Source organism: Bergeyella anatis (genome assembly GCF_036016955.1).
Lineage (GTDB): Bacteria > Bacteroidota > Bacteroidia > Flavobacteriales > Weeksellaceae > JAYWXI01.
The window spans coordinates 1-674 of the sequence record NZ_JAYWXI010000088.1; the positions used below are offsets into that span (position 1 = coordinate 1).

Below are 674 nucleotides of genomic sequence, written 5' to 3' on the forward strand. Positions count from 1 at the left end.
GGTAATTGCGTAAGCCTTTGGAAAGAACTCATCAACACAGATAAGCCATTCCCAAACGAACAGCTTAGACCAAATAATAAAACTCTAAAAGATATTTTATAATGGAAACGAAAGATAAAATACATTACACAGATAATAGCCTCATCAATGCGACTAACCCTATTAGTATCAACTTGATTGGTGCAGGTGGCACAGGTTCGCAAGTCTTAACCGCCCTTGCACGAATGAATACGGCACTTATAGAATTGGGACACGCAGGATTATCCGTTACTTTGTGGGACGATGATACCATTAGCCAAGCCAATTTAGGCAGACAACTTTTTGCCGAGAGTGAAATGGGTTTATATAAGTCGGTGGCACTTATCAACCGAGTAAACCGCTTTTTTGGGACAAATTGGAAAGCCAAGACTATCAAATTCACAAAGGATTGTCAGAAAAACAACTCTCACGAGATTATCAGTAATTTATATATTTCGTGTGTGGATAGTGTACAAGCAAGGTTTGAAATTGCGGACATCATCAAGGATTGTTCACAGAATACCAATCGGTATCAAAGAAATAAACCTTTGTATTGGTTAGATTTTGGTAATAGCCAACACACAGGACAAGTGATTTTATCCACGATAGGCAAACACGAGCAACCAAAGTCAGAAAAATTCACGACCATAAAAAAA

Annotated in this window: 1 protein-coding gene; it reads left to right on the forward strand. The window is 38.1% G+C overall.

Annotation, left to right across the window (positions count from 1 at the left end; all coding sequences use genetic code 11):
• Positions 1–101: 101 nt before the first annotated feature.
• Positions 102–674, forward strand: a 573-nt coding sequence (locus tag VQ048_RS13075; protein WP_327611946.1) for a PRTRC system ThiF family protein, incomplete at its 3' end; no start/stop codon positions are given.